20 protein-coding genes are annotated in these 23,353 nt (G+C 72.3%); 11 read left to right on the top strand and 9 right to left on the bottom strand.

All coding sequences use genetic code 11. The annotated features are described in order from the left end of the window. Positions 1 to 102: 102 nt before the first annotated feature. The 5 genes from ABD350_RS34790 to ABD350_RS34770 are packed head-to-tail and all read right to left on the bottom strand — an operon-like array spanning position 103 to position 5,761. The gene (locus tag ABD350_RS34790) at positions 103 to 1,413 is read right to left on the bottom strand and encodes a DUF58 domain-containing protein (protein WP_344353078.1); all 1,311 of its coding nucleotides are present in this window, start codon (positions 1,411 to 1,413) and stop codon (positions 103 to 105) included. Next, entirely contained in the window at positions 1,413 to 2,402 is a 990-nt protein-coding gene (locus ABD350_RS34785; RefSeq protein ID WP_344353077.1) for an AAA family ATPase, read from the bottom strand. The genes ABD350_RS34790 and ABD350_RS34785 overlap by 1 nt, the downstream gene beginning before the upstream one ends. Next, entirely contained in the window at positions 2,402 to 3,601 is a 1,200-nt protein-coding gene (locus ABD350_RS34780; protein ID WP_344353076.1) for a DUF4350 domain-containing protein, read from the bottom strand. The genes ABD350_RS34785 and ABD350_RS34780 overlap by 1 nt, the downstream gene beginning before the upstream one ends. Beyond that, on the bottom strand, positions 3,598 to 4,371 hold the full coding sequence (locus ABD350_RS34775; protein WP_344353075.1) for a DUF4129 domain-containing protein: 774 nt from the start codon (positions 4,369 to 4,371) through the stop codon (positions 3,598 to 3,600). The genes ABD350_RS34780 and ABD350_RS34775 overlap by 4 nt, the downstream gene beginning before the upstream one ends. Positions 4,372 to 4,375: 4 nt before the next feature. Further along, on the bottom strand, positions 4,376 to 5,761 hold the full coding sequence (locus ABD350_RS34770) for a DUF7847 domain-containing protein (protein ID WP_344353074.1): 1,386 nt from the start codon (positions 5,759 to 5,761) through the stop codon (positions 4,376 to 4,378). Positions 5,762 to 5,901: 140 nt separating this feature from the next. Between ABD350_RS34770 and mtnA the strand changes: the two genes are divergently transcribed. The 8 genes from mtnA to ABD350_RS34725 all read left to right on the top strand — a co-directional run bounded on the left by mtnA (position 5,902) and on the right by ABD350_RS34725 (position 15,002). Next, positions 5,902 to 7,047: an S-methyl-5-thioribose-1-phosphate isomerase gene (mtnA, locus tag ABD350_RS34765; protein WP_344353073.1), complete on the top strand. Its 1,146-nt coding sequence runs from the start codon at positions 5,902 to 5,904 to the stop codon at positions 7,045 to 7,047. A gap of 108 nt (positions 7,048 to 7,155) precedes the next feature. Further along, positions 7,156 to 7,845: a two-component system response regulator MtrA gene (gene mtrA, locus ABD350_RS34760; RefSeq protein ID WP_187279108.1), complete on the top strand. Its 690-nt coding sequence runs from the start codon at positions 7,156 to 7,158 to the stop codon at positions 7,843 to 7,845. 1 nt (position 7,846) lies between these two features. Then, complete coding sequence (gene mtrB, locus ABD350_RS34755) at positions 7,847 to 9,958, top strand: MtrAB system histidine kinase MtrB (RefSeq protein WP_344353072.1); 2,112 nt, start codon at positions 7,847 to 7,849, stop codon at positions 9,956 to 9,958. Continuing rightward, positions 9,948 to 11,780 (top strand): LpqB family beta-propeller domain-containing protein, encoded by a 1,833-nt coding sequence (locus ABD350_RS34750; protein WP_344353071.1) that lies wholly within the window; start codon positions 9,948 to 9,950, stop codon positions 11,778 to 11,780. Before mtrB ends, ABD350_RS34750 begins: the two co-directional genes overlap by 11 nt. Positions 11,781 to 12,193: 413 nt before the next feature. Continuing rightward, positions 12,194 to 12,367 carry a hypothetical protein gene (locus tag ABD350_RS34740; protein WP_344353088.1) on the top strand — a complete coding sequence of 58 codons (174 nt, stop codon included), beginning with the start codon at positions 12,194 to 12,196 and terminating at the stop codon, positions 12,365 to 12,367. Then, positions 12,364 to 13,047, top strand: a complete 684-nt coding sequence (locus tag ABD350_RS34735) for a hypothetical protein (RefSeq protein WP_344353087.1) — start codon at positions 12,364 to 12,366, stop codon at positions 13,045 to 13,047. Before ABD350_RS34740 ends, ABD350_RS34735 begins: the two co-directional genes overlap by 4 nt. 312 nt (positions 13,048 to 13,359) lie before the next feature. After that, the gene (gene hpf, locus ABD350_RS34730) at positions 13,360 to 14,052 is read left to right on the top strand and encodes a ribosome hibernation-promoting factor, HPF/YfiA family (protein ID WP_382466939.1); all 693 of its coding nucleotides are present in this window, start codon (positions 13,360 to 13,362) and stop codon (positions 14,050 to 14,052) included. A gap of 203 nt (positions 14,053 to 14,255) precedes the next feature. Further along, positions 14,256 to 15,002 carry a response regulator gene (locus ABD350_RS34725; protein WP_344353069.1) on the top strand — a complete coding sequence of 249 codons (747 nt, stop codon included), beginning with the start codon at positions 14,256 to 14,258 and terminating at the stop codon, positions 15,000 to 15,002. Positions 15,003 to 15,005: 3 nt separating this feature from the next. Here the strand turns inward: ABD350_RS34725 and ABD350_RS34720 are convergent, their stop codons facing one another. Both ABD350_RS34720 and ABD350_RS34715 read right to left on the bottom strand, forming a co-directional pair. Next, complete coding sequence (locus ABD350_RS34720; RefSeq protein ID WP_344353068.1) at positions 15,006 to 16,181, bottom strand: winged helix-turn-helix domain-containing protein; 1,176 nt, start codon at positions 16,179 to 16,181, stop codon at positions 15,006 to 15,008. Positions 16,182 to 16,258: 77 nt separating this feature from the next. Beyond that, positions 16,259 to 16,828: a GNAT family N-acetyltransferase gene (locus ABD350_RS34715; protein WP_344353067.1), complete on the bottom strand. Its 570-nt coding sequence runs from the start codon at positions 16,826 to 16,828 to the stop codon at positions 16,259 to 16,261. A gap of 252 nt (positions 16,829 to 17,080) precedes the next feature. Between ABD350_RS34715 and secA the strand changes: the two genes are divergently transcribed. Then, a complete protein-coding gene (secA, locus tag ABD350_RS34710) occupies positions 17,081 to 19,894 on the top strand; it encodes a preprotein translocase subunit SecA (protein WP_344353066.1) in 2,814 nt (937 codons plus the stop codon). A 149-nt stretch (positions 19,895 to 20,043) separates the two neighbouring features. Here the strand turns inward: secA and ABD350_RS34705 are convergent, their stop codons facing one another. Next, positions 20,044 to 20,508, bottom strand: coding sequence for an Rv3235 family protein (locus ABD350_RS34705; RefSeq protein WP_344353065.1), 465 nt, complete (start codon positions 20,506 to 20,508; stop codon positions 20,044 to 20,046). 325 nt (positions 20,509 to 20,833) lie between these two features. On the opposite strand from ABD350_RS34705, the gene ABD350_RS34700 reads away from it, so the two are divergent. Beyond that, on the top strand, positions 20,834 to 21,346 hold the full coding sequence (locus ABD350_RS34700) for a DUF6912 family protein (RefSeq protein WP_344353064.1): 513 nt from the start codon (positions 20,834 to 20,836) through the stop codon (positions 21,344 to 21,346). A gap of 46 nt (positions 21,347 to 21,392) precedes the next feature. After that, positions 21,393 to 22,061, top strand: a complete 669-nt coding sequence (locus ABD350_RS34695) for an HAD family hydrolase (RefSeq protein ID WP_344353063.1) — start codon at positions 21,393 to 21,395, stop codon at positions 22,059 to 22,061. Positions 22,062 to 22,173: 112 nt separating this feature from the next. On the opposite strand, the gene ABD350_RS34690 is transcribed toward ABD350_RS34695, so the two are convergent. Next, entirely contained in the window at positions 22,174 to 22,740 is a 567-nt protein-coding gene (locus ABD350_RS34690; RefSeq protein ID WP_344353062.1) for a DJ-1/PfpI family protein, read from the bottom strand. Positions 22,741 to 23,353 lie beyond the last annotated feature (613 nt).

Below are 23,353 nucleotides of genomic sequence, written 5' to 3'. Positions count from 1 at the left end.
GGACGCCGCCGAACAATTTTTAGGGAAAACCCCCGCATCGTATGGTGCGGGGGTTTTCTGCGTTATGGATGTATGACGTCCCCGAAGGGACTGCGAGGGTTCTCAGAGCCGGCCCGCCGCTTTCAGCGCCAGATAGGCGTCCGCGAGTGCCGGCGCCAGTTCCTCCGGAGTCGCGTCCACCACCGTCACCCCATGACGACGGAGCTGTTCGGCAGTGCGTCGGCGTTCGTTACGCGCATGAGCCGCTGCCGCCGCCTCGTAGACGGCCTCCACGTTGCCCCGGGCCTGCGCCATGCGGGCAATGTGCGGATCCGCCACCGACGCGACCAGAACCGTATGACGCTGAGTGAGCTGGGGAAGCACGGGAAGCAGCCCCTGCTCCACCGGTGCCGCGTCCAGCGTCGTGAAAAGCACGAGCAAAGAGCGCCGAGGTGCCGTACGCAGTGCGGTGGCGGTGAGACCACGCGCATCGGTCTCGACGAGTTCCGGTTCCAGCATGGCCATCGTGTTGACCAGGGAAGGCAGGACATCGCCGGCCGTGCGGCCCTGGACCAGCGCGCGTACCCGGCGGTCGTAGGCCAGCAGTGCCACCCGGTCGCCCGCGCGCGAGGCGAGGGCCGCGAGCAGCAAGGCCGCGTCCATCGAGGCGTCGAGCCGTGGGGCGTCGCCGACTCGGCCGGCCGAGGTACGGCCGGTGTCCAGGACCAGCAGGATGTGCCGGTCGCGCTCCGGACGCCAGGTGCGTACCGCGACGGAGGACTGCCGGGCCGTGGCGCGCCAGTCGATGGAACGGGTGTCGTCCCCGGGCACGTACTCGCGGAGGCTGTCGAACTCCGTGCCCTCCCCACGGGTCAGCGCGCTGGTACGACCGTCGAGTTCACGCAATCGGGCGAGTTTCGACGGAAGGTGCTTGCGGCTGGTGAACGGGGGCAGGACTCGTACCGTCCAGGGCACCTTGTGGGTGCCCTGGCGGGTGAACAGACCCAGGGGACCGTAGGAGCGAATGGTGACGAGGTCGGCCGAGCGGTCGCCGCGGCGGGTGGGGCGCAGCCTGGTCGTCACGCGCCGGCGCTCGCCCGGGGGGACGGTCAGCCGGTGCCGGGACGCCTCGGTCCCGGTGCCCGGTTGCCATGCGCTCGGTGGCCAGGCATCCCTGAGCTGCGTGCGCAGGGGCCGGCGGGACGGATTGGTCACCGTCAGCGTGACGTCCGCCGTGTCACCGAGACGCACGGTGGTGTCGCCGGAGCGGGTCAGCAGCAGACGGCGTACCGGCGCGGCCAGCGCGAAGTCGCAGGCGCAGGCCAGGGCCAGGGGACCGTTGACCGCGAGGATGCCCGTCCAGCCCGGTTCCAGGAGGCCGACGGGGATCGATCCGAGGGCCGCGAGGAGAGCGGCGCGTCCGGTGAGTGCCATCAGCGGGGGACCGGGACGTGGGAGAGGATGGCGTTGATGACGGAGTCGGCGGTCACACCCTCCATTTCGGCCTCCGGTCGCAGTTGGACGCGGTGCCGGAGGGTCGGCAGGGCCAGGGCTTTCACGTCGTCGGGGATGACGTAGTCCCGGCCCGTCAGCCAGGCCCAGGCGCGTGAGGTGGCGAGCAGGGCGGTGGCGCCGCGCGGGGAGACGCCGAGGGTGAGTGACGGCGACTCGCGGGTGGCGCGGCAGATGTCCACGACGTAGGCGGTGATCTCGGGTGACACGGTCGTCTTGGCGACCGCGGCGCGGGCCGCCTCCAGGTCCGCGGGGCCGGCGACGGGGCGTACGCCGGCGGCGCGCAGGTCGCGCGGGTCGAAGCCCGAGGCGTGCCGGGTGAGGACGTCGATCTCGTCCTGACGGGAGGGCAGGGGGATCGTGAGCTTCAGCAGGAACCGGTCCAGCTGTGCTTCCGGGAGCGGGTAGGTGCCCTCGTACTCGACCGGGTTCTGCGTCGCGGCGACGAGGAACGGCTCGGGGAGCGGGCGCGGGATGCCGTCGACCGTGACCTGACGCTCCTCCATGGCCTCCAGCAGCGAGGACTGGGTCTTGGGCGGGGTGCGGTTGATCTCGTCCGCCAGGAGCAGGTGGGTGAAGACCGGGCCGGGCTGGAAGGAGAACTCGGCGGTGCGGGTGTCGTAGACGAGGGAGCCGGTGACGTCGCTCGGCATCAGGTCCGGGGTGAACTGGACACGTTTGGTGTCGAGTTCCAGGGCGGATGCGAGGGCCCGGACGAGCAACGTTTTGGCGACCCCGGGGACTCCTTCCAGCAGTACGTGTCCGCGGCAGAGGAGGGCGACGACGAGGCCGGTCACGGCGGGGTCCTGGCCGACCACGGCTTTGGCGATCTCGGCGCGCAGGGCTTCCAGCGCGGTGCGGGCGGTGCCCGCGTCCCCGCTCTGCCCGGCGTTGTCAGTGGTCGGGTCCATCATGAACGGCGTACCTCTCTTTCGAGGGCGTCGAGTTGGTCGGTGAGTGCGATGAGGGCCGCGTCGTCGCCGGGCGGCGGTCCGAAGAGGAGGGAGTGCAGGACCTGTCCGTCGCCGGAAAGGCGGGCGGAGAGGGCGGGAAGCAGAGCCTCGGGCGTGTGTGCCTGGGCGACCGGGACGCCGGCGAGGGGGGCGAGGCGGGTGCGGGTGGAGGAGCGCAGAGCGTCGGCCGCGCGGTCACGGGCGTTGGCCTTGTGGTAGAGGCGGGCGCGGCCCTCGGTGGTCTCGGAGGCGCGGATCGCCACGGGGAGTTTCTCGGCTACGAGGGGGCCGAATCGGCGTGCCCGCCAGAAGGCGGCGAGGGCCGCCGCGATGAAGAGTTGCAGGGTGGCCCAGAGCCAGCCCGTGGGGAGCAGGTCGAACAGGCCCTTCTGGTCGCCGGTTCGGGCGCCGGAGGCGTCGGACAGCGAGGGGAGGTACCAGACCAGATGCGGGCGGGAGCCGAGGAGTTGAAGGGCGAGGGAGGCGTTGCCCTCCTCGTCGAGGCGGTCGTTGTAGAGGATGTCGGGCGCGCCGAGCACGACGGTGTCGCCGCTCCCGGAGACCGCCGGGAGACGCAGCAGGGTGGCGAGGCGCTCGCTGGGGTAGCAGGAGTCGGCGTCGAGGTGGGTGGTGGTGTAGCGGACGCCGCCGGTGTCGGCGGTGCCCGCGCGGCGGGCCTCGGGCAGGGCGCAGTCCGGGGCGAGCGTGGAGTGGCCGCTGGTGGCGGGGTCCGCGGTGACCCCGGGGGCGAGCCGTTCGACGGACCAGCCGCCGGGGGCGACCAGGACGGTACGCCCGCCGGCGTCCGCCGTCGCCGTGTGCAGCGCGGTCTGTTGCCGGTGGGTCAGCCGATCGGGTACGGCGACGAGCAGGGTGGTGTCGGGGCCGGCGGCGGAGCGTGCCGCGTCGAGTGTGGTGACCACGCGCGTGGAGACGCCCCGCTGGGCGAGGAGTTCGAAGACGGCGCGGCTGCCGTAGGGGTCGGCGGAGCGCGGGTCCAGTTCGCCGTGGCGGGCGGTGGAGCGCACGGCGGCCATGGCGACGGCCGCGGCCAGGATCAGGACGACGGCGAGCGCGATGCCGCGTGTCCGCGTCCACATCCGGCGGCCGGTGGGCGCGGTGGAGGTGGTGGTCGTCGGCGGGGCCTCGGTGGTCATTCGGCCGCCCCCTGGCGGGCGCGGTGGGCTGTGCCGGCGGCGCTGCCGGCGAGGGTCGGCCTGGTGATCTCCAGGTCGTGGTCGAGTTCGGCGAGGCGGCGGTACGACTGCTCGTCGGCACTGCGTCCGCCGTATGTGACGTCGTCGAACGCGCGTGCGGCGGCGCGCAGCCGGTCCGCGTGGGCGGGCAGGGCGCGGCCGGCCTCGGCGGCCGCTTCGTCGGCGGTGCGGCCCGGGCGGACGTCGAGCAGGGCGCGTTCCTCCAGGGAGCGGACCACGGCCCGCATGCGTTCCTGGACGGCCTGGTTCCAGTGGCCCTGGGCCGCGTGTGCTTCGCCGGCCGCGCGGTGTTCGGCGGCGCTGCGGGTGCGCTCGTCGAACAGGGACGGGGCGGAGGCGGGTCGGCGGCGGGGGGTGCCGAGGCGCCACCAGAGGGCGGCCAGGACGGCGACGACGAACAGGATGACGACGAACAGGCCGACCGCGCCGCCGGGGGTGGCCGACGCGGCCGTGCCGAACAGCCGGTCCAGCCACTCCCAGAACGCGTTCAGCGCGCGCTGGAACAGGCTGGGATCGTTCTCGTGGTACATCCGCTCGGACAGTTCGCGCCGGGCCGCTTCCCGCGCGGGATCGCGCGGGATGGTCACCGGCGGCTCGTCACCCGAGCCGCCGGTCGCCAGGAGCGTACGGTCCGACGCGCGCCACACCCGTACGACCGTGGTCGCGCCCGACGGGAGCGCCGCCGTGAGTACTCCCCCCGTGAAGCTCACCGTGTCAGCTCCCGGGGACGGGACCGGGGGCGCCGGTGCCGTGTCCCTGGACACCGGCGGCGCGGGCCAGTTCCAGATCGAGGGCTTCGCGGCGGATGCGCTGGTCGATGTAGAGCAGCGCAGTGACGCCGGCGCTGATCGGGAGGGTGAGCGTGGTGCCGATCACGGAGCCGACGGACCGGATGATCAGGAACGCCCAGCCGACGTGTCCGTCGTTGGTGCCGAGGAAGTCGGCCATGCCGTCGCCGCTCGCGGCCGCGCCGATGACGGCGAAGGGGATGGTCACGATCGCGGAGACGATGTTCGCGATCAGGCCGGCGAGCAACTGGATGCCGAAGACGCGCCACCAGGAGCCCCGCACCAGGCGGGCGGATCGGCTCATGGACTTGCGGATGCCCTGTCGTTCCAGCATCAGGGCGGGTGCGGCCAGGTAGTAGCGGATGCTCAGCCACACCGCGACGACGATGGCGGCGAGGATGCCGAGGGCCATCAGCGCGGCCCCCGCGGCGTCGCTGTCACTGGCGATCAGGACCAGGAGACCGGGCAGCGCGCCGGCGGCGAGCACGCCGAAGACGATCAGGCCGAGCAGGATGAGCAGACCGCACAGCTTGAGCAGCCGCGGGCGGGCCTCGCGCCAGGCCTCGCCGGTGCTGACCGGCTTGCCGAGCACGGCACGGCTGGTGATGGTGGTGAGCAGGGCGGTCGCGACGATGGTGGCGGCTGCCGAGACCACCGTGAGGAGTCCGGTGCCGATCATGGTGTCGCGCAGGCTGCGCAGCACCTCGCCCGGGGTGGCGGTCTGGCTGTCGAGCGAGGTGCTGGTGAGGGCGTCGTTGAGGACGAAGCCCTGCAGGAGGACCAGGCCGGTCTCGGTGACCAGGGCGACCGCCAGCGAGATGCCGAGGACCGAGCGCCAGTAGGTGCGCATGGTGGAGACGGCGCCGTCGAGGATTTCACCGACACCGAGCGGGCGCAGCGGGATGACACCGGGCTTGGCGGCGGGCGGCGGTCCGCCCCAGCCGCCCCAGGCCGGGTGGCCGCCGCCGTAGCCGGCGGGCGGGCCCGCGTATCCGCCGCCGTGACCGCCGTAGCCGCCCGGGCCCGGGGCGCCTGGGGGCTGACCGCCCCAGCCGGGGCCGGGCGGCGGGGGCGGCGGGGTCTGGTGCGGGCCCGGCGCCCCGGGGGCACCGGTGGGTGCCGACCACTGGGCGGGCGGGGGCTGCTCCTTGGACCATTTCGTGCCTGGGCCCTGCGGGTCCGGGCCCTGCTGCGGCGCGGGCTCGGTGGGGCCGGGGCGGTCGGCGGGCTCGGCGGGGCCGGACGCACCGGGTTCCCGCCCCTCGGACGACGGGGCGGATCCGGGCGAGGCCCAGCCCGGAGTGTCTGTCATCGAAGCTCCTTCTCGGTGCCCGTCCGCGGTCGACGCGGCGGGTTGGCAGCCATCGTGCCATGGGCCGGTCATCGGGGTACCGGCCGCAGTGGGGACGGGACTTCTTCAATTGTCCGCCGGATCCGGGGCAGACTGACGGCATGGCTGATCAGCAGGCGCGAACCGGCGTGGACAAGCGGCCGACCGGGATACCGGCGATCCGATGGGAGGAACCACCAGAGGGGCCCGTACTGGTCCTTCTCGATCAGACGAGGCTCCCGGTCGAAGAGGTCGAGTTGGTGTGTACGGATGCGTCGGCGCTGGTGGAGGCGATCCGTTCGCTCGCCGTGCGCGGCGCACCGCTGCTCGGGATCGCGGGGGCGTACGGCGTCGCGCTCGCCGCCGCGCGCGGCTTCGACGTGGCCGAGGCGGCGCGGGCGCTGGAAGGGGCCAGGCCCACCGCGGTGAACCTGTCCGTCGGGGTGCGGCGGGCGGAGTCGGCGCACCGGGCGGCGCTGGTCCGCACCGGTGAGCCCACCGCCGCGGCCGTGGCGGCACTGGCCGCGGCGCGGGCACTGCACCGGGAGGACGCCGAGGCCAGCGCCCGGATGGCGGCCCACGGGCTGACGCTGCTGGACGAACTGCTGCCGGCGGGCGGGCACCGGATCCTGACCCACTGCAACACCGGTTCGCTGGTGTCGGGCGGGGAGGGCACGGCGTTCGCGGTGGCGCTCGCCGCGCACCGGGCGGGGCGGCTGCGGCGGCTGTGGGTGGACGAGACGAGGCCGTTGCTGCAGGGGGCGCGCCTGACGGCGTACGAGGCGGCCCGCAGTGGCATGCCGTACACCCTGCTCACCGACAACGCGGCGGGCTCGCTGTTCGCGGCGGGTGAGGTGGACGCGGTGCTGATCGGGGCGGACCGGATCGCGGCCGACGGTTCGGTGGCGAACAAGGTGGGCAGCTATCCGCTGGCCGTGCTCGCCCGGTACCACCATGTGCCGTTCATCGTGGTGGCCCCGGTGACGACGGTCGACCCGGGCACTCCCGACGGGGCGTCCATCGAGGTCGAGCAGCGGCCCGGCTTCGAGGTGACCGAGGTCGTGGCACCCCAGGTGGCGGCGACCGGGGCGGCAGGGGGGATTCCGGTGGCACCGCTGGGGACGCAGGCGTACAACCCGGCGTTCGACGTGACGCCCCCCGAGCTGGTGACGGCCATCGTCACCGAGGAGGGAGCCGTTTCCCCGGTGACCGCGGAGTCCCTGGCCGGGGTCTGCGCCCGGTCCCGCCGCGCCGCGGAACCCGCGTGACCGGGCCGCCGCCGGCGGCCGGGGGCAGACAGTGACGGCCCTGTACGACTAGGGTCACCGGCCAGTGACCTGCCTCACCAGGGCGCCTGTCGCTGTTATGAGAATGGGATGATGTCGTTTATGAAGGGACGAGTCCTTGTCGTCGACGACGACACCGCACTGGCCGAGATGCTCGGCATCGTGCTGCGTGGTGAAGGTTTTGAGCCGTCTTTCGTAGCCGACGGCGACAAGGCGCTGGCCGCTTTCCGTGAGAGCAAGCCCGATCTGGTGCTGCTCGACCTGATGCTGCCCGGGCGGGACGGTATCGAGGTGTGCCGGCTGATCCGGGCGGAGTCCGGGGTGCCGATCGTGATGCTCACGGCCAAGAGCGACACGGTGGATGTCGTGGTGGGCCTGGAGTCGGGCGCCGACGACTACATCGTCAAGCCGTTCAAGCCGAAGGAGCTGGTGGCCCGGATCCGGGCGCGGCTGCGCAGGTCCGAGGAGCCGGCGCCGGAGCAGCTGACCATCGGTGACCTGGTCATCGATGTCGCCGGGCACTCGGTGAAGCGGGACGGGCAGTCGATAGCGCTGACCCCGCTGGAGTTCGACCTGCTGGTGGCGCTCGCGCGCAAGCCGTGGCAGGTGTTCACCCGTGAGGTGCTGCTGGAGCAGGTGTGGGGCTACCGCCACGCCGCCGACACGCGGCTCGTCAACGTGCACGTCCAGCGGCTGCGTTCCAAGGTCGAGAAGGACCCGGAGCGGCCGGAGATCGTGGTGACCGTCCGTGGTGTCGGTTACAAGGCCGGACCGAGCTGACATGTCCGGGGACAGTGCCGCTTCGGCTCCCGGCGGACCCGGGAACCGTCCGGGGCGGCCTGTCGGCCGGACGGTGGTGAGTGCGCGCCTCAGGAGGCTGTTCGAGGGCGGGCTGCCGCACGGCGGGGTGCAGGGCAGCCCGGTCCTGCGGCTGTTCCTGCGCTGGGTGCGCCGTCCGCTGCTGCCCGTGATGCGGCTGTGGCGGCGCAACATCCAGCTCCGGGTCGTCGCGACGACCCTGGTGATGTCGCTGGGTGTCGTCCTGCTGCTGGGCTTCGTCGTGATCGGGCAGGTGCGCAACGGCCTGCTGGACGCCAAGGTGAAGGCGTCGCAGAGCCAGGCCACGGGCGGGTTCGCGGTGGCCAAGCAGAAAGCCGACGAGGCGGTGAGCGGCACCGGCGCCGGCGGGGCGGCCGGTACCGGTGACGGTACGGCGACCGTGGACGGACGGCAGTCGCAGAACGTCATCCAGTGGATGAGCGACCTCGTGGAATCGCTGTCCAGCGGTGGCGCGGGCGCCTTCGACGTGGTGACGCTGCCCGTCGGCGACGACAGCGGCGGCGGGCGCAGCCCGCGCGGCTCCGGGAACGTCAACCCGACCTCCAGCGTGCCCGCCGAGCTGCGCGAGCGGGTCAACAGCGGTACGACGGCCGTACAGAGCAACACACGGATCGTCTATTTCGGCGGCAAGGAGTCGCAGCCGGGGCTGGCCATCGGCAAGCAGGTCAACGACCCCAACGGCCGACCGTACGAGCTGTACTACCTCTTCCCGCTCACGCAGGAGGAGAAGTCCCTCAGCCTGGTCAAGGGCACCCTGGCCACGGCGGGGCTGTTCGTCGTCGTCCTGCTCGGCGCCATCGCCTGGCTGGTGGTGCGGCAGGTGGTCACGCCGGTGCGGATGGCGGCCGGGATCGCGGAGCGGCTGTCCGCCGGGCGGCTGCAGGAACGGATGAAGGTCACCGGCGAGGACGACATCGCGCGCCTGGGCGAGGCCTTCAACAAGATGGCGCAGAACCTCCAGGTCAAGATCCAGCAGCTGGAGGATCTGTCGCGGATGCAGCGGCGGTTCGTCTCCGACGTCTCGCACGAGCTGCGCACCCCGCTGACCACCGTCCGGATGGCCGCCGACGTCATCCACGAGGCGCGCGAGGACTTCGACCCGGTGACCGCGCGGTCGGCCGAGCTGCTCGCCGACCAGCTGGACCGGTTCGAGTCGCTGCTCGCCGACCTGCTGGAGATCAGCCGGTTCGACGCCGGCGCCGCCGCGCTGGAGGCCGAGCCGATAGACCTCAGGGAGGTCGTCCGGCGGGTGGTGAGCGGCGCCGAACCGCTCGCCGAGCGCAAGGGCACGCACATACGGGTGGTCGGCGACCAGCAGCCCGTCGTCGCCGAGGCGGACGCCCGGCGCGTGGAGCGCGTCCTGCGCAACCTCGTCGTCAACGCGGTCGAGCACGGTGAGGGCAAGGACGTCGTCGTCAAGCTCGCCGCCGCGGGCGGAGCGGTGGCCGTCGCCGTACGGGACTACGGCGTCGGCCTGAAGCCCGGCGAGGCGTCCCGGGTCTTCAGCCGCTTCTGGCGGGCCGACCCGGCACGCGCGCGTACCACCGGTGGCACCGGCCTCGGGCTGTCGATCGCCCTGGAGGACGCCCGACTGCACGGCGGCTGGCTGCAGGCCTGGGGTGAGCCCGGTGGCGGCTCCCAGTTCCGGCTGACGCTGCCCAGGACCGCGGACGAGCCGCTGCGGGGCTCGCCGATACCGCTGGAGCCCAAGGACTCGCGCCGTAACCGCGGCCTCGACGGCGGCGGTGAGCCGGGCGCCGGCGAGGAGAAACGGGCCACCGTCCCGGTGCAGCAGGCCGGCGCGCAGGCGCCCGCGCTGCCCCCGCGGACGCCGATCGCGCCACGGCTGACCACCGGCACCCCGGCCGCGGATCCGACCGCCCTGCCGGGCAAGGGCAACGGCGCGCGCGTGGTGCCCCGGCCCACCGGCGGCGTACGGCGTCCCGGTGACGGGTCCGCCGCGCGCCCGGCGCCGGACGCGGGACCGACCCGGCCGGACGCCGCCGCGCCGCAGGACTCGACGGAGCCAGGGGAGGCATTTCGTGGTCGCTGACCGCGTGGGGGGCGCACGGCGGCGGCCGGGGCGCGCGGTGGCGTGCGCCGCCCTGGGTGTCGTACTGCTGGCCGGGTGCGCCTCGATGCCCGACAGCGGGGATCTGCGGGATGTGGAATCCACGCCGCGGCAGGACACCGGGGTGCGGGTGTTCGCCATGCCGCCGGCCGACGGTGCCGGCCCGGGCGAGATCATGCAGGGCTTCCTGGAGGCGCTGACCAGCGACGACCCGGAGTACGACACGGCACGCAAGTACCTGTCGGCCGAGGCGGCGAGCAACTGGCGGCCGGAGCGGTCGACCACCGTCCTGGCGAACGGGCCGAGCATCGAGACCGACTGCAGCCCCGGCGGCCGGGAGGAGACCAACAGCGTCACCTGTGTACTGACCGGCACCCGGGTCGCCACGGTCGACGCGCAGCAGGCCTACCAGCCCGCCGGCGGCCCCTACCGCAAGAAGCTGCACCTGACGAAGAGCCCCAAGAGCGGGCAGTGGCGCATCGACGGGCTGCCGGACGGCGTCGTCATGGGCAAGTCGGACTTCCAGCGCAACTACACGTCCGTCGACAAGTACTACTTCGCCTCCGATACGGCGGCCGGGGCGGGCCGGCAGCCGGTCGCGGTCGCCGATCCGGTGTTCGTGCGCGGCAAGGTGGACCCGATGACGCAGATGGTCCGGTCGCTGCTGAACGGGCCGACCGCCTGGCTCGGGCCGGTGGTCAGGTCCAGCTTCCCGACCGGTACGGCGCTGCAACAGGGCGTGTCCGGGCTGACGCCGGACGACCAGAACAAGGTGACCGTGCCGCTGAACCTCAAGGCGTCCCAGGTCGCGTCGGGCAAGTGCACCGAGATGGCGACGCAGGTACTGTTCACCCTGCGGAACCTGGCGCCGACGCTGAAGTCCGTCGAGCTGCGCGGGGCCGGTGACGACCGGCTGTGCGAAGTGACCGGGGAGCGCGCCGAGACCGTCGCCTGGCACGGGTCGTCCAAGCGTCCGGAGTACGTGTACTTCATCGACGGCAGGCACCGGGTGGTGCGGATGCCGACGGGAAGCACCGGTACGGGCTCCGTTCCGGTGCCGGGTCCGCTCGGCGAGGGCGACAGGGAGCTGCGGTCGGTGGCCGTGTCGCGGGACGAGCACACCGCGGCCGGGGTCGCCGACGGGGGCAGGTCGCTGTACGTGGCCTCGCTGGCGTCGGGCAGTTCGTTCGGTGAGCCCCTGGTGACCAGCGACGGCGCCACTCCCGACGAGCGGCTGACCACGCCGAGCTGGGACGCCCACGGCGACCTGTGGGTGGCCGACGGCGACCGCCGCCGGTCCCGCCTGTACGTCCTGCAAGAGGGCGAGAAGGAAGCGGTGCCGGTCACCGTGCCCGGCCTTCCGGGACGGATCACGAACGCGCGGGTGGCCGCCGACGGGGCACGGATCGCGCTGGTCGTGGCCAAGGACGGCAAGCAGTCCCTGTTCATCGGCCGGATCCAGCACGACGACGGAACGGGACAGGGCATCTCGGTGGACGGGCTGCGCTCGGCGACACCGGACCTGGAGCAGGTCAGCGCCATCTCCTGGGCCGGGGACAGCAGACTGCTCGTCGTCGGCCAGGAACAGGGGGGCGTGCAGCAGATGCGGTACGTCCAGGCCGACGGGTCCACGCTGGACGGCCCCGCCCCGGGCGCGCTCACCAGCGTCAAGGCGATCGCCGCGTCCGAGGACGAGCGGGTGCCGCTGGTGGCCTACTCGGAGGACGGGATCGTCCGGCTGCCGTCCGGGGCGCAGTGGCAGAAGGTCGACAAGGACGGTTCGGCGCCGGTCTACCCGGGCTGACACGCCGGAGACCTGCGGTTTCCCGGGCAGCCGTCTCGTTTCCCGGTTATCCACAGGCGGTTTTCCACAGGGGTGGCGGGCCGGCGGCGGCGCGGGCACAGTGGTGGTCATGCGGGGGTGGTGGCAGGACTTCACCGACCTGGTGCTGCCGGCCGACTGCGCGGGCTGCGGGGCACCTCGTACGGCGCTGTGCCCGCGGTGCCGTGCCCTGCTGGACGGGGCCGTGCCCCGGCGGGCACGGCCGGTACCGGCGCCGGCCGGGCTGCCGGTGGTACACGCGGTGGCTCCCTACGCGGCGGAGGTGCGTGCGCTGCTGCTGGCCCACAAGGAGCGGGGCGCGCTGGCTCTCGCGGGAGCGCTGGGCGTGGCGCTGGCACGGGCCGTGCGGGCGGGCCTCGGGGAGGCCGGCGAGGATGCGGGCGGCTTCGGCGTGGGCGGCCTCGGCGGCGGGGGCCGGGGCGTGTGTGGGCGCGGCGTGGGCGGCCATGGCGCGGGGAGTTTCGGCTCGCGCGGGATTGGTACCGGCGGTGCTGGTGCGGGTGCTGGTGGTGCTGGTGGTGCTGGTGGTGCTGGTGGTGCTGGTGTGAGTGTCCGGGTCCCTGCCCGCGTCGGCGGCGGTGACCCGGACGGTGGTGACGCGGACGGCGGCGGCCTCGGCCCCGGTGGCATAGGTGTCGGCGGCCTGGGCGGGGACTTGGGCGCCGGGTCGGTGGGGCACTCCTGGCGGGAACCGCTGCTGCTGGTTCCCGTGCCCTCCGCGCGGTGGGCGGTGCGGGCGCGTGGGCACGACCCGGTGCGGCGGATGGCGCTCGCGGCGGCGCGGGAGCTGCGGCGCACCGGGACGCCGGCCCGGGTGGCGGCCGTGCTGCGGCAGCGGCGGGCCGTGGCCGACCAGGCGGGGCTGGACGCGCCGCGGCGTCTGGCGAACCTCGCCGGGGCGCTGGAGGTGACCCCGGGTGGCGGCCGGCTGCTCGGCGACGGCCGGCGCGTCGTGCTCGTCGACGACCTCATGACGACGGGCGCCAGTCTCGCGGAGGCGGCGCGTGCCCTGCGGGAGACCGTGGTAATCGGGGCCAATGGCGGAAGGGCCGTGTATCGGGCCATAACCCGGGAAGGTAGGGAGGAACGACGGATCGGTGGAGAGCCGGAGAGGACGGAGTCGGTGCACAGTGCACCGGAAAAGACGGTGTCGAACGCCCGCGCGGGGATGCTGCGTGCCGCCGTGATCGCCGCTCCCGCCGATTCCCTGGAAATAAGCAGGAACTGATCGTCAACGTGCATCGTTGCAGGTAGTGAGAGCTTAATTCGCCTGAATGGAGGTGCGGCGGCAGAGAGGGTGACGACATCGCTCCGGGCGAGATATGTTCGGTTGTGAGGAAAGGCGCAGGCCACACACCTCGCAAATCCGAATGCCGTGTGCGGGTTTTCCGCAATCACCCGCGGCGGTGGGGTGGAGATCTCGCCCATGGGGGAGGAGGAGGTGGAAGTCACCGAGTCCGAGGTCCGGTGATCACCGGACCTGGTGCGAAAGGGAGACGCTCCGCCGATGGAGCGGAGCGATCCGGGAACGGAGTTCTGCGTGGACATCGTCGTCAAGGGCCGCAAGACCGAGGTGCCCGAGCGGTTCCGCAAGCACGTGGCCGAGAAGCTGAAGCTGGAGAAGATCCAGAGGCTCGATGCCAAGGTGATCAGCCTCGACGTCGAGGTGTCCAAGGAGCCCAACCCCCGACAGGCCGACCGCTGTGACCGAGTGGAGATCACGCTCCGCTCCCGCGGTCCGGTGATCCGGGCGGAGGCAGCGGCCAGCGACCCGTACGCCGCACTCGACCTGGCGGCGGAGAAGCTGGACGCGCGGCTGCGCAAGCAGCACGACAAGCGGTTCTCGCGTCGAGGCGCGCGCCGGATCTCGGCGGCGGAGGTCCCCGACCACGTCCCGGGCGTGGCGACGCTGAACGGCGACGGTCTGCCCGTCTCGGAGGAGGACTCCGACGGAGTGCCGACCAAGAAGATCGGCTCCCTGGAGGTCAAGGGTGAAGGCCCCCTCGTCGTCCGCGAGAAGACCCACGTCGCCGCCCCGATGTCCCTCGACCAGGCCCTCTACGAGATGGAACTGGTCGGCCACGACTTCTACTTGTTCGTCGACTCCGAGACGAAGGAACCGAGCGTCGTCTACCGGCGGCACGCATACGACTACGGCGTGATCCATCTCAGCACGGACCCGATGGTCGCCGAGGCGCAGGCACCCACGGCCGGGGGCACGCTGGGCGGCTGACCCACCCGGCTGAAGCTGAGCCGGTGCCCCTGGAGCGAGCGTGCGCCCCCAGGGGCACCGGCGTGCGACCACTTCGCGCCCCGCACGTCACCCCGGTGCCGTCCGGGCATGAAATCATGGCCGCACCGGCCCAACCGGTGGGCCGTTGCCTTGGGTTGGCGATGGCACGGGACCACAGGCCACAGCCTTCAGGGGGAGGAACGATGGCGGACACCTTCGGACCGATGCGGGACGGGGACGCCGACGACGCTGTCATCGGCAGGGACCCGGGCGCGGACGCGCCGCGCAAGGAGCCGATCAGAGTCCTGGTCGTGGACGACCACGCCCTCTTCCGGCGCGGTCTGGAGATCGTGCTCGCGGCCGAGGAGGACATCCAGGTCGTCGGCGAGGCGGGCGACGGCGCCGAGGCCGTCGACAAGGCCGCCGATCTGCTGCCCGACATCATCCTGATGGACGTCCGCATGCCCAAGCGCGGCGGGATCGAGGCCTGCACCTCCATCAAGGAGGTCGCCCCCAGCGCGAAGATCATCATGCTGACGATCAGCGACGAGGAAGCCGACCTCTACGACGCGATCAAGGCGGGCGCGACCGGATACCTGCTCAAGGAGATCTCGACCGACGAGGTGGCCACCGCCATTCGCGCGGTGGCCGACGGGCAGTCGCAGATCAGCCCGTCGATGGCGTCCAAACTCCTCACCGAGTTCAAGTCGATGATCCAGCGCACCGACGAGCGCCGGCTGGTGCCCGCGCCCCGGCTCACCGACCGGGAGCTGGAGGTCCTCAAACTCGTCGCCACGGGCATGAACAACCGGGACATCGCCAAGGAGTTGTTCATCTCCGAGAACACCGTGAAGAACCACGTCCGCAACATCCTGGAGAAGCTCCAGCTGCACTCCAGGATGGAGGCCGTGGTCTACGCGATGCGGGAGAAGATCCTGGAGATCCGCTAGCGCCTATCCGAGGAGCCCGGCGAGTTCCCTGGTGAGGGGTTCGCGCAGCTCCGGCGGGTCCGTCCGCTCCACGCGGACGTCGGTGCAGTCCACCCACGACGCCGCCTCGGTCAGGGCGCGGGCCACCGCCGGGACCGCCTTCGGGCCGTCCAGGGTGACCTGCCTGGCCACCAGCGTGCGGCCCTGGCGCGCCGGGTCGACCCGCCCGACCAGCCGGCCGCCGGCGAGCACCGGCATCGCGAAGTACCCGTGCACCCGCTTGGGCTTGGGGACGTACGCCTCCAGCCGGTGGGTGAAGCCGAAGATCCGCTCCGTGCGCGCCCGTTCCCAGATCAGGGAGTCGAAGGGGGAGAGCAGCGTGGTGCGGTGCCGGCCGCGCGGCGGTGCCGCCAGGGCCGCCGGGTCGGCCCACGCCGGCTTCGACCAGCCCTCCACCTCGACCGGCACCAGACCCGAGTCCGCGATCGCCGAGTCCACCTGCTCACCGCGGAGCCGGTGGTAGTCGGCGATGTCCGCGCGCGTGCCCACGCCGAGCGCCTCGCCCGCCAGCCGCACCAGACGCCGCAGGCACTCGGTGTCGTCCGGCTCGTCGTGCAGCAGCGCGGCCGGGACGGCGCGCTCGGCGAGGTCGTACACCCGCTTCCAGCCGCGCCGCTCCACGCACACCACCTCGCCGTACATCAGCGCCCGCTCCACGGCGATCTTCGTGCCCGACCAGTCCCACCAGTCGTTCGTCCGCTTCGCGCCGCCCAGCTCCGTGGCGGTCAGCGGGCCCTCCGCGCGCAACTGCTTGACGACCTGGTCGTAGACGCCGTCGGGCAGTTCGTGGTGCCAGTGCGGACGGTCGCGGAAGGCGCGGCGGCGGAAGGCGAAGTAGGGCCACTCCTCGATGGGCAGCAGGCAGGCGGCGTGCGACCAGTACTCGAAGGCGTGCGTGTCCGTCCAGTACGCGGCCTCCACCGCCCCCCGGCCGACCGCGCCGAGCCGGGCGTAGGGCACGAGTTCGTGGGAGCGGGCCAGGACCGAGATCGTGTCGAGCTGGACCGCGCCGAGGCGGCGCAGCACCCCGCGGACCCCCGCGCGCCGGTCGGGCGCGCCGAGCAGGCCCTGGGCCCGCAGGACTATCCGGCGGGCTTCGTCCGCGGTGAGCGTGGTGGTGGGACGCGGAAGGGTCGTCATGCCCCGGACGATAGAGGGTGGCACCGACAGTCCGCGACGACCAGCGCGTTCGCCGGAGGTCCGCAGCGCGCGGGGCCTCAGGGGCGCGCGGGCAGATACGGGGCCGTGGATGGCAGACCGAGGTCCGAGGGGAGCAGCGAGCCGATCCAGCAGTCCCGGCGCACCCCCTTGTTGGCGACGCCGGAGCGCAGCACGCCCTCGACGGTGAAGCCCGCGCGTTCGGCCACCGCGCGGGAGGCGTGGTTGCCGACCTCGGCCCGCCACTCGACCCGGTCCACGCCGGCCTCGGTGAAGGCCCAGCGGCAGGCGGTGAGCGTGGCCTCCACGACGTAGCCCCGGCCGCGGTGCTCCCTGGCCGCCCAGAAGCCGATCTCGGCTGTGCCCGGCGAGCGCGTGGTCAGGGCGAGCATGCCGGCCAGCTCGCCGCCGGTGACGAACACGCCGAAGGTGAACATCGACCCCTGCGCCCAGCCGTCGGGGACGATCCGCTCCGTGAAGCCGACCGCGTGCTCGGGCAGATAGGGCGAGGGAACCGTCGTCCAGCGCTGGATGGCCGGATCCTGCGCGGCCGCGTACACCGCGTCGGTGTCCTCGGGGCCGACCGGGCGCAGGACGATTCGGTCCGTGGTGAGCGTGACGTGTTCCATCGCCCGATTCTGCGCGGGGCACCCGGCCGGGGCCACGGATTTCCGCGCTGCGTGAGCGCGCGATCACAATTCGCGTGATTCCTCGCGCCGAAGCGGCACCATCCGGATACCCCGTCCGTTGTCCTGGATGAAGCAGCCGTCGGGTCGCCAGACCTCCCGGCGCGGCCGGGTCCTCGCATACGATGGCCGTTGCTCAGTAGTCAGAAGGAAAACCGACCGTCCCAGGCCCGACCGGCAAGGAGACCAGCCCCCGTGTCCGTCCTCTCGAAGATCATGCGTGCAGGCGAAGGCAAGATCCTGCGCAAGCTGCACCGCATCGCGGACCAGGTCAACTCCATCGAAGAGGACTTCGTCGACCTCTCCGACGCCGAGCTGCGGGCCCTCACCGACGAGTACAAGCAGCGGTACGCCGACGGTGAGAGCCTGGACGACCTGCTCCCCGAGGCGTTCGCCACGGTCCGCGAGGCCGCCAAGCGCGTCCTCGGCCAGCGCCACTACGACGTGCAGCTGATGGGCGGTGCCGCGCTCCACCTCGGCTATGTGGCCGAGATGAAGACCGGTGAGGGCAAGACCCTCGTCGGCACCCTGCCCGCCTATCTGAACGCCCTGTCCGGCGACGGCGTGCACATCGTCACGGTCAACGACTATCTGGCCGAGCGCGACTCCGAGATGATGGGCCGCGTCCACAAGTTCCTGGGCCTGGACGTCGGCTGCATCCTCGCCAGCATGACCCCGGCCCAGCGCCGCGAGCAGTACGCGTGCGACATCACCTACGGCACGAACAACGAGTTCGGCTTCGACTACCTGCGCGACAACATGGCGTGGTCGAAGGACGAGCTGGTGCAGCGCGGCCACAACTTCGCCATCGTGGACGAGGTCGACTCCATCCTCATCGACGAGGCCCGTACGCCGCTGATCATCTCCGGCCCGGCCGACCAGGCCACCAAGTGGTACGGCGACTTCGCCAAGCTGGTCACCCGCCTCAAGCGCGGCGAGGCCGGCAACCCGCTCAAGGGCATGGAGGAGACCGGCGACTACGACGTCGACGAGAAGAAGCGCACGGTCGCCATCCACGAGTCCGGTGTCGGCAAGGTCGAGGACTGGCTGGGCATCGACAACCTCTACGAGTCGGTGAACACCCCGCTCGTGGGTTATCTGAACAACGCCATCAAGGCCAAGGAACTGTTCAAGCGCGACAAGGACTACGTCGTCATCGACGGCGAGGTCATGATCGTCGACGAGCACACCGGCCGTATCCTCGCCGGCCGCCGCTACAACGAGGGCATGCACCAGGCGATCGAGGCGAAGGAAGGGGTGGAGATCAAGGACGAGAACCAGACGCTCGCCACGATCACCCTGCAGAACTTCTTCCGCCTCTACAACAAGCTGTCCGGCATGACCGGTACGGCGATGACCGAGGCCGCCGAGTTCCACCAGATCTACAAGCTCGGCGTGGTCCCGATCCCGACCAACAGGCCGATGGTCCGCAAGGACCAGTCCGACCTGATCTACCGCACCGAGGTGGCCAAGTTCGAGGCGGTCGTGGACGACATCGCCGAGAAGCACGAGAAGGGCCAGCCGATCCTCGTCGGCACGACCTCCGTCGAGAAGTCGGAGTACCTCTCGCAGCAGCTCAGCAAGCGCGGCATCCAGCACGAGGTGCTGAACGCCAAGCACCACGAGCGCGAGGCGCAGATCGTGGCCCAGGCGGGCCGCAAGGGCGCGGTGACGGTGGCCACCAACATGGCCGGCCGTGGTACGGACATCAAGCTCGGCGGCAACCCCGAGGACCTCGCCGAGGCGGAGCTGCGCCAGCGCGGCCTCGACCCGGAGGAGCACATCGAGGAGTGGGCCGCGGCCCTGCCCGCCGCCCTGCAGAAGGCCGAGCAGGCCGTCAAGGCGGAGAAGGAGGAGGTCGAGGCGCTCGGCGGCCTCTACGTCCTCGGTACCGAGCGGCACGAGTCGCGGCGCATCGACAACCAGCTGCGCGGCCGCTCCGGCCGTCAGGGCGACCCGGGCGAGTCCCGCTTCTACCTCTCGCTGGGCGACGACCTGATGCGCCTGTTCAAGGCCCAGATGGTCGAGCGCGTGATGTCCATGGCCAACGTGCCGGACGACGTGCCGATCGAGAACAAGATGGTCACCCGCGCCATCGCGTCCGCGCAGGCACAGGTCGAGACGCAGAACTTCGAGACCCGTAAGAACGTCCTGAAGTACGACGAGGTGCTCAACCGGCAGCGCGAGGTCATCTACGGCGAGCGCCGCCGCGTCCTGGAGGGCGAGGACCTGCACGAGCAGATCCGGCACTTCATGGACGACACGATCGAGGCGTACGTCACCGCGGAGACCTCCGAGGGCTTCCCCGAGGACTGGGACCTGGACCGGCTGTGGGGCGCCTTCCGGCAGCTCTACCCGGTGAAGGTCACCATCGACGAACTGGAGGAGGCGGCCGGCGACCGGGCCGGTCTGACCGCCGAGTTCATCATCGAGTCCATCAAGGAGGACATCCACGAGCAGTACGAGGCCCGCGAGGCGCAGCTCGGCTCCGAGATCATGCGTGAGCTGGAGCGCCGGGTCGTGCTGTCGGTCCTGGACCGCAAGTGGCGCGAGCACCTCTACGAGATGGACTACCTCCAGGAGGGCATCGGCCTGCGCGCGATGGCCCAGAAGGACCCGCTGGTCGAGTACCAGCGCGAGGGCTTCGACATGTTCAACGCGATGATGGACGGCATCAAGGAGGAGTCCGTCGGCTACCTGTTCAACCTGGAGGTCCAGGTCGAGCAGCAGGTCGAGGAGGTCCCGGTCGAGGCGCAGGCCCAGCCGGCCGGCGAGGGCGCGCAGGACACGGTGCCGGCGCAGACGAGCGCCCGTCCCGAGATCCGCGCGAAGGGACTGGATGTTCCGCAGCGCCGGGAACTGCACTTCTCCGCGCCGACGGTGGACGGTGAGGGCGGCATCGTGGAGCGGGACCTGGAGGACGAGGAGCCGGTGCGGTCCGAGTCGGACGGGCTGACCCGGGCGGAGCGGCGGCGGCAGGCCAAGGGCGGCCGGCGTCGTAAGAAGTAACTGCGGAAGCAGCAGTAACGCCGCAAGCAGCGCCGGAAGCGGCGCCGGAGGTGACGCCGGCGCCTGACGAGGCCGGCGGTCCGGAAGGGCCGGGTTCCCCAGAGGGCCCGGCCCTTCCGCGATGCCGCGGGCCGCGACCGGGGCGGGGATCACACAGGGCCTGTCTCGACCGCCGTGCAGCGCCAGCGGAGGTCCTGGCCTCTTTCCAGCCGGAAGGCCATGGCGCGCAGGCGGTCGCCGGTGGTGACCCGGGCGAAGACTTCCAGGGCGCCCTCGCTGGGGACGTAGTAGCCGATGTCCTGGACGACCGGGCGGGTGCCGCGGGCGCGCAGGGGGCTGCGTTCGGCCAGGCGGGCCAGATCGTCGTAGGCGCGGCCCGCCGTGTGGCGGAGCATCCAGTGGACGGGCCGCTGGCCGCTCAGGACGGCGAGCAGGCGGTCCGCGAAGAGGTCGGTGGGGCGGGGCCGGCGTGCGTCCGGCAGCGGGGCCGTACGGGGGCTGTGGGCGCGGCCGGCCGTGCGGGACGGGGCTCCGCCGGGGCGGCGGGTGTCGCGGCGGGTCGGCGGGCGGTGCCGCGGGCGGGGCTGGACGGTACGGCTCATCACCTTGTTCATGGGGAACCCCGTTCGGCGGGCCCGGGGGTACCGGGCGGTAACAAGTGGTGGGGATCTTGTACGGGGTGCGGACGGCACGGACAAGCGGGGAACGACCGGCGGGAGGGGGCCGGAAAGTTCACCTATCAGGGTGAGACGAGGGGCCCGGACCCCGTGGACAAGCGGCCGGACAGGGTGAATCAGCGGCTTGGAACTGACGTCTCGACGGGGGTGGGCAGGGGCTCGAAAGGGGACGGGCGCACGTATCCTGAAGGCCCTCCGGGAGACGCGCCAGCCGCTCTCCCCGGGGCCCAGCGGAGCCTTTGACCAGGAAAGAGCGGCCAGTATGCGCGTCTACGTCCCCCTGACCCTTCCCGCTCTCGCCGAGGCGCACAGGACGGGTGAGCTGGGGAGCGGCCCCTTCGTCGCGTACGCCGTCACGCCCGCCCTGCGCGAGTGGTACCTCTCCGAGGACATCGAGGAGCTGGAGTACGCGGCGCTCGGCCGGGCCGCGCTGGCCTCGCTGCGGCTGCTGGCGGCGGACCCGGACGCGGTACGGCGCCGGGTCGTGGTCGCGGTGGACGTGCCCGACGGCGCGGCGAGCGTCGACCCGGACCGCGGGCTCGACCCCTTGGCCCTCGGCCAGGTGACCGTGACCGTGTCGGTGCCGCTGGCGAAGGCGGCCTCCGTGCACGTCGACGCCGACGACGCGGAGCCGGAGGTGGCCGCGGCGGCGCAGGCGCTCCAGGCCGCGGACGGCGGGGACGACGACGCCCGGTTCGTCGTGGACGGGGCGGACGACCACGAGCTGCTGTGGTACGCCACGCAGGAGATCCCCAACCTGGTCGGCCGGGGCTGACCTGGACCGACCGTGCTTGTCAGTGGCGGCGGGTACGGTCGTGGGCATGGGGACGCACGCACGCGCGCACATCGTCTGGGACTGGAACGGGACGCTGTTCCACGACAATGACGCGATCATCGGGGCGACGAACGCCGCCTTCGCCGAGCTGGGACTCGCGCCGATCACACTGGAGCAGTACCGCTCGCTGTACTGCGTACCGGTGCCGAAGTTCTACGAGCGGCTGCTCGGCCGGCTGCCGAGCGACGCCGAGTGGGAGCTGATGGACGGCGCCTTCCACCGGCACTACGCCGAGCACCGGGTGCGGTGCGGGCTGACCGAGGGGGCGACGGAACTGCTCGCCGGGTGGCGGTCGGACGGGCACAGCCAGTCGCTGCTGAGCATGTACGGGCACGAGGAACTGGTGCCGGTGGTGCGGGGCTTCGGCATCGAGCCGCACTTCGTACGGGTCGACGGGCGGACCGGGCCGTCCGGCGGGAGCAAGGCCGAGCACATGGTGCGGCACCTTCAGGCGCTGGCGGGGGTGGCCGAGCCGGAGCGGACCGTGGTGATCGGGGACGCGGCGGACGACGCGGCAGCGGCCCGGCACGTGGGAGCACGGGCCGTGCTGTACAGCGGCGGGTCGCACAGCCGGGCCAGCCTGGAGGGCGTGGGGGTGCCGGTGGTGGATTCGCTGGCCGAGGCCGTCGCGGAGGCGCGCAGGATAGCGGCGTAACCGGGGCGCGAGGCGCGCCCCGCGGGGCGCGGGGAACCGCGCGCTCGGCCGCGACGCGCCGCCGCTCCGCGACGCGGCCAAGCCCCTGCGGCGGGTTCGCCGTACGCGGGCCTCAGCCCGCCGGCGCGGCCGCCCGCAGCACCCGCAGGAACTCCCGCATCCACGCCGGGTGGTCCGGCCAGGCGCGGGAGGAGACCAGGGTGCCGTCGACGACCGCCTCGGTGTCCTGGAAGTCCGCGCCGGCCGCCTGCATGTCCGGTTCCAGGGCCGGATAGGCCGTCACCCGGCGGCCCCGCAGGGAGTCGACCGCGGCGGTGAGCAGCGGGCCGTGGCAGATCTGGGCGACGGGCTTGTCCGCGTCGAAGAACGCCTTGAGGATCTTGCGCAGCTCCGCGTCGTTGCGCAGATACTCGGGCGCCCGGCCGCCGGGGATCACCAGGGCGGCGTACTCACCGGGGTCGACCTCGGCGAACGCCAGGTCGGCGGGCCAGGTGTAGCCGGGTTTCTCGGTGTAGGTGTCGTAGCCGGGCTCGAAGTCGTGGACGACGAAGCGGAGCGTCTTGCGGGTGGGGGCCGCGATATGGACCTCGTAGCCTTCCTCGCGCAGCCGCTGATAGGGGTAGAGCACTTCCAGGGACTCCGCCGCGTCCCCGGTGACGATGAGGATCTTCGTGGGCATGTCGGCTCCTCGCAGACTCCGTGCAGCAGGGTGGAACTCGGGGCTCCGCGGTGGGACGCTGGGGTCCGCGGCGGACCCTGGCACCGTGCCCCCGCCGGGCGCGTTTGCCAAGAGGGCCCGGTGCTTTTCAGGGTGCGGCGGCGGACGCGGGGACGCGACCGGATGACCGGCGGCCCGACCCGGCCCGGACGGACGGCCTTCCCGCCGGGTGGCCGGATACGTCACCCGCCCCCGTTCCGCCGCTGTGCGGAACGTCAAACTTCACCACTCGGTTTTGTACACATGCGGCTCATGACGCGCCCCGGGGCAGGAGCGATAGCCTTGTGGCGTGATCAGCGCGATATCTCGCGGGGGCGATGCCGCTCCTGCCCTGCGCCCGGGTTGCACGGCTTACCTCCGTGACCGGGCGGCAGTCGCTGGTCTTCGCGGGCGGGACGGGGGCGCGGACGCCTCCGCGGCGCCGGGAACGGTCCGGGTCACGGCGGTGCCGAGAGCAGCGTCACACTCGCCCGGCGTTATGAAATTGGCCGAATTCTCCCCGCTCATCTCACCTCGCGGCATACCGTCGATAGCGACCGGACACCCCGGGACGTGGCGTTGTGTCGCAAGGGAA

Source organism: Streptomyces nogalater, from assembly GCF_039532885.1.
GTDB classification, from domain to species: Bacteria; Actinomycetota; Actinomycetes; order Streptomycetales; family Streptomycetaceae; genus Streptomyces; species Streptomyces nogalater.
Note: the sequence above shows the minus strand (reverse complement) of the source record. Positions and strands in the feature narration are given on the sequence as shown.

Coding starts and splice junctions, on each gene's coding strand:
- ABD350_RS34715 (WP_344353067.1), bottom strand. CDS start 16,828: ATGGAACACGTCACGCTCACCACGGACCGAATCGTCCTGCGCCCGGTC.
- mtrA (WP_187279108.1), top strand. CDS start 7,156: ATGATGTCGTTTATGAAGGGACGAGTCCTTGTCGTCGACGACGACACC.
- ABD350_RS34780 (WP_344353076.1), bottom strand. CDS start 3,601: ATGACCACCGAGGCCCCGCCGACGACCACCACCTCCACCGCGCCCACC.
- ABD350_RS34790 (WP_344353078.1), bottom strand. CDS start 1,413: ATGGCACTCACCGGACGCGCCGCTCTCCTCGCGGCCCTCGGATCGATC.
- ABD350_RS34695 (WP_344353063.1), top strand. CDS start 21,393: ATGGGGACGCACGCACGCGCGCACATCGTCTGGGACTGGAACGGGACG.
- ABD350_RS34785 (WP_344353077.1), bottom strand. CDS start 2,402: ATGGACCCGACCACTGACAACGCCGGGCAGAGCGGGGACGCGGGCACC.
- ABD350_RS34700 (WP_344353064.1), top strand. CDS start 20,834: ATGCGCGTCTACGTCCCCCTGACCCTTCCCGCTCTCGCCGAGGCGCAC.
- ABD350_RS34725 (WP_344353069.1), top strand. CDS start 14,256: ATGGCGGACACCTTCGGACCGATGCGGGACGGGGACGCCGACGACGCT.
- ABD350_RS34690 (WP_344353062.1), bottom strand. CDS start 22,740: ATGCCCACGAAGATCCTCATCGTCACCGGGGACGCGGCGGAGTCCCTG.
- ABD350_RS34720 (WP_344353068.1), bottom strand. CDS start 16,181: ATGACGACCCTTCCGCGTCCCACCACCACGCTCACCGCGGACGAAGCC.
- mtrB (WP_344353072.1), top strand. CDS start 7,847: ATGTCCGGGGACAGTGCCGCTTCGGCTCCCGGCGGACCCGGGAACCGT.
- ABD350_RS34705 (WP_344353065.1), bottom strand. CDS start 20,508: ATGAACAAGGTGATGAGCCGTACCGTCCAGCCCCGCCCGCGGCACCGC.
- mtnA (WP_344353073.1), top strand. CDS start 5,902: ATGGCTGATCAGCAGGCGCGAACCGGCGTGGACAAGCGGCCGACCGGG.
- ABD350_RS34770 (WP_344353074.1), bottom strand. CDS start 5,761: ATGACAGACACTCCGGGCTGGGCCTCGCCCGGATCCGCCCCGTCGTCC.
- ABD350_RS34740 (WP_344353088.1), top strand. CDS start 12,194: ATGCGGGCGGCTTCGGCGTGGGCGGCCTCGGCGGCGGGGGCCGGGGCG.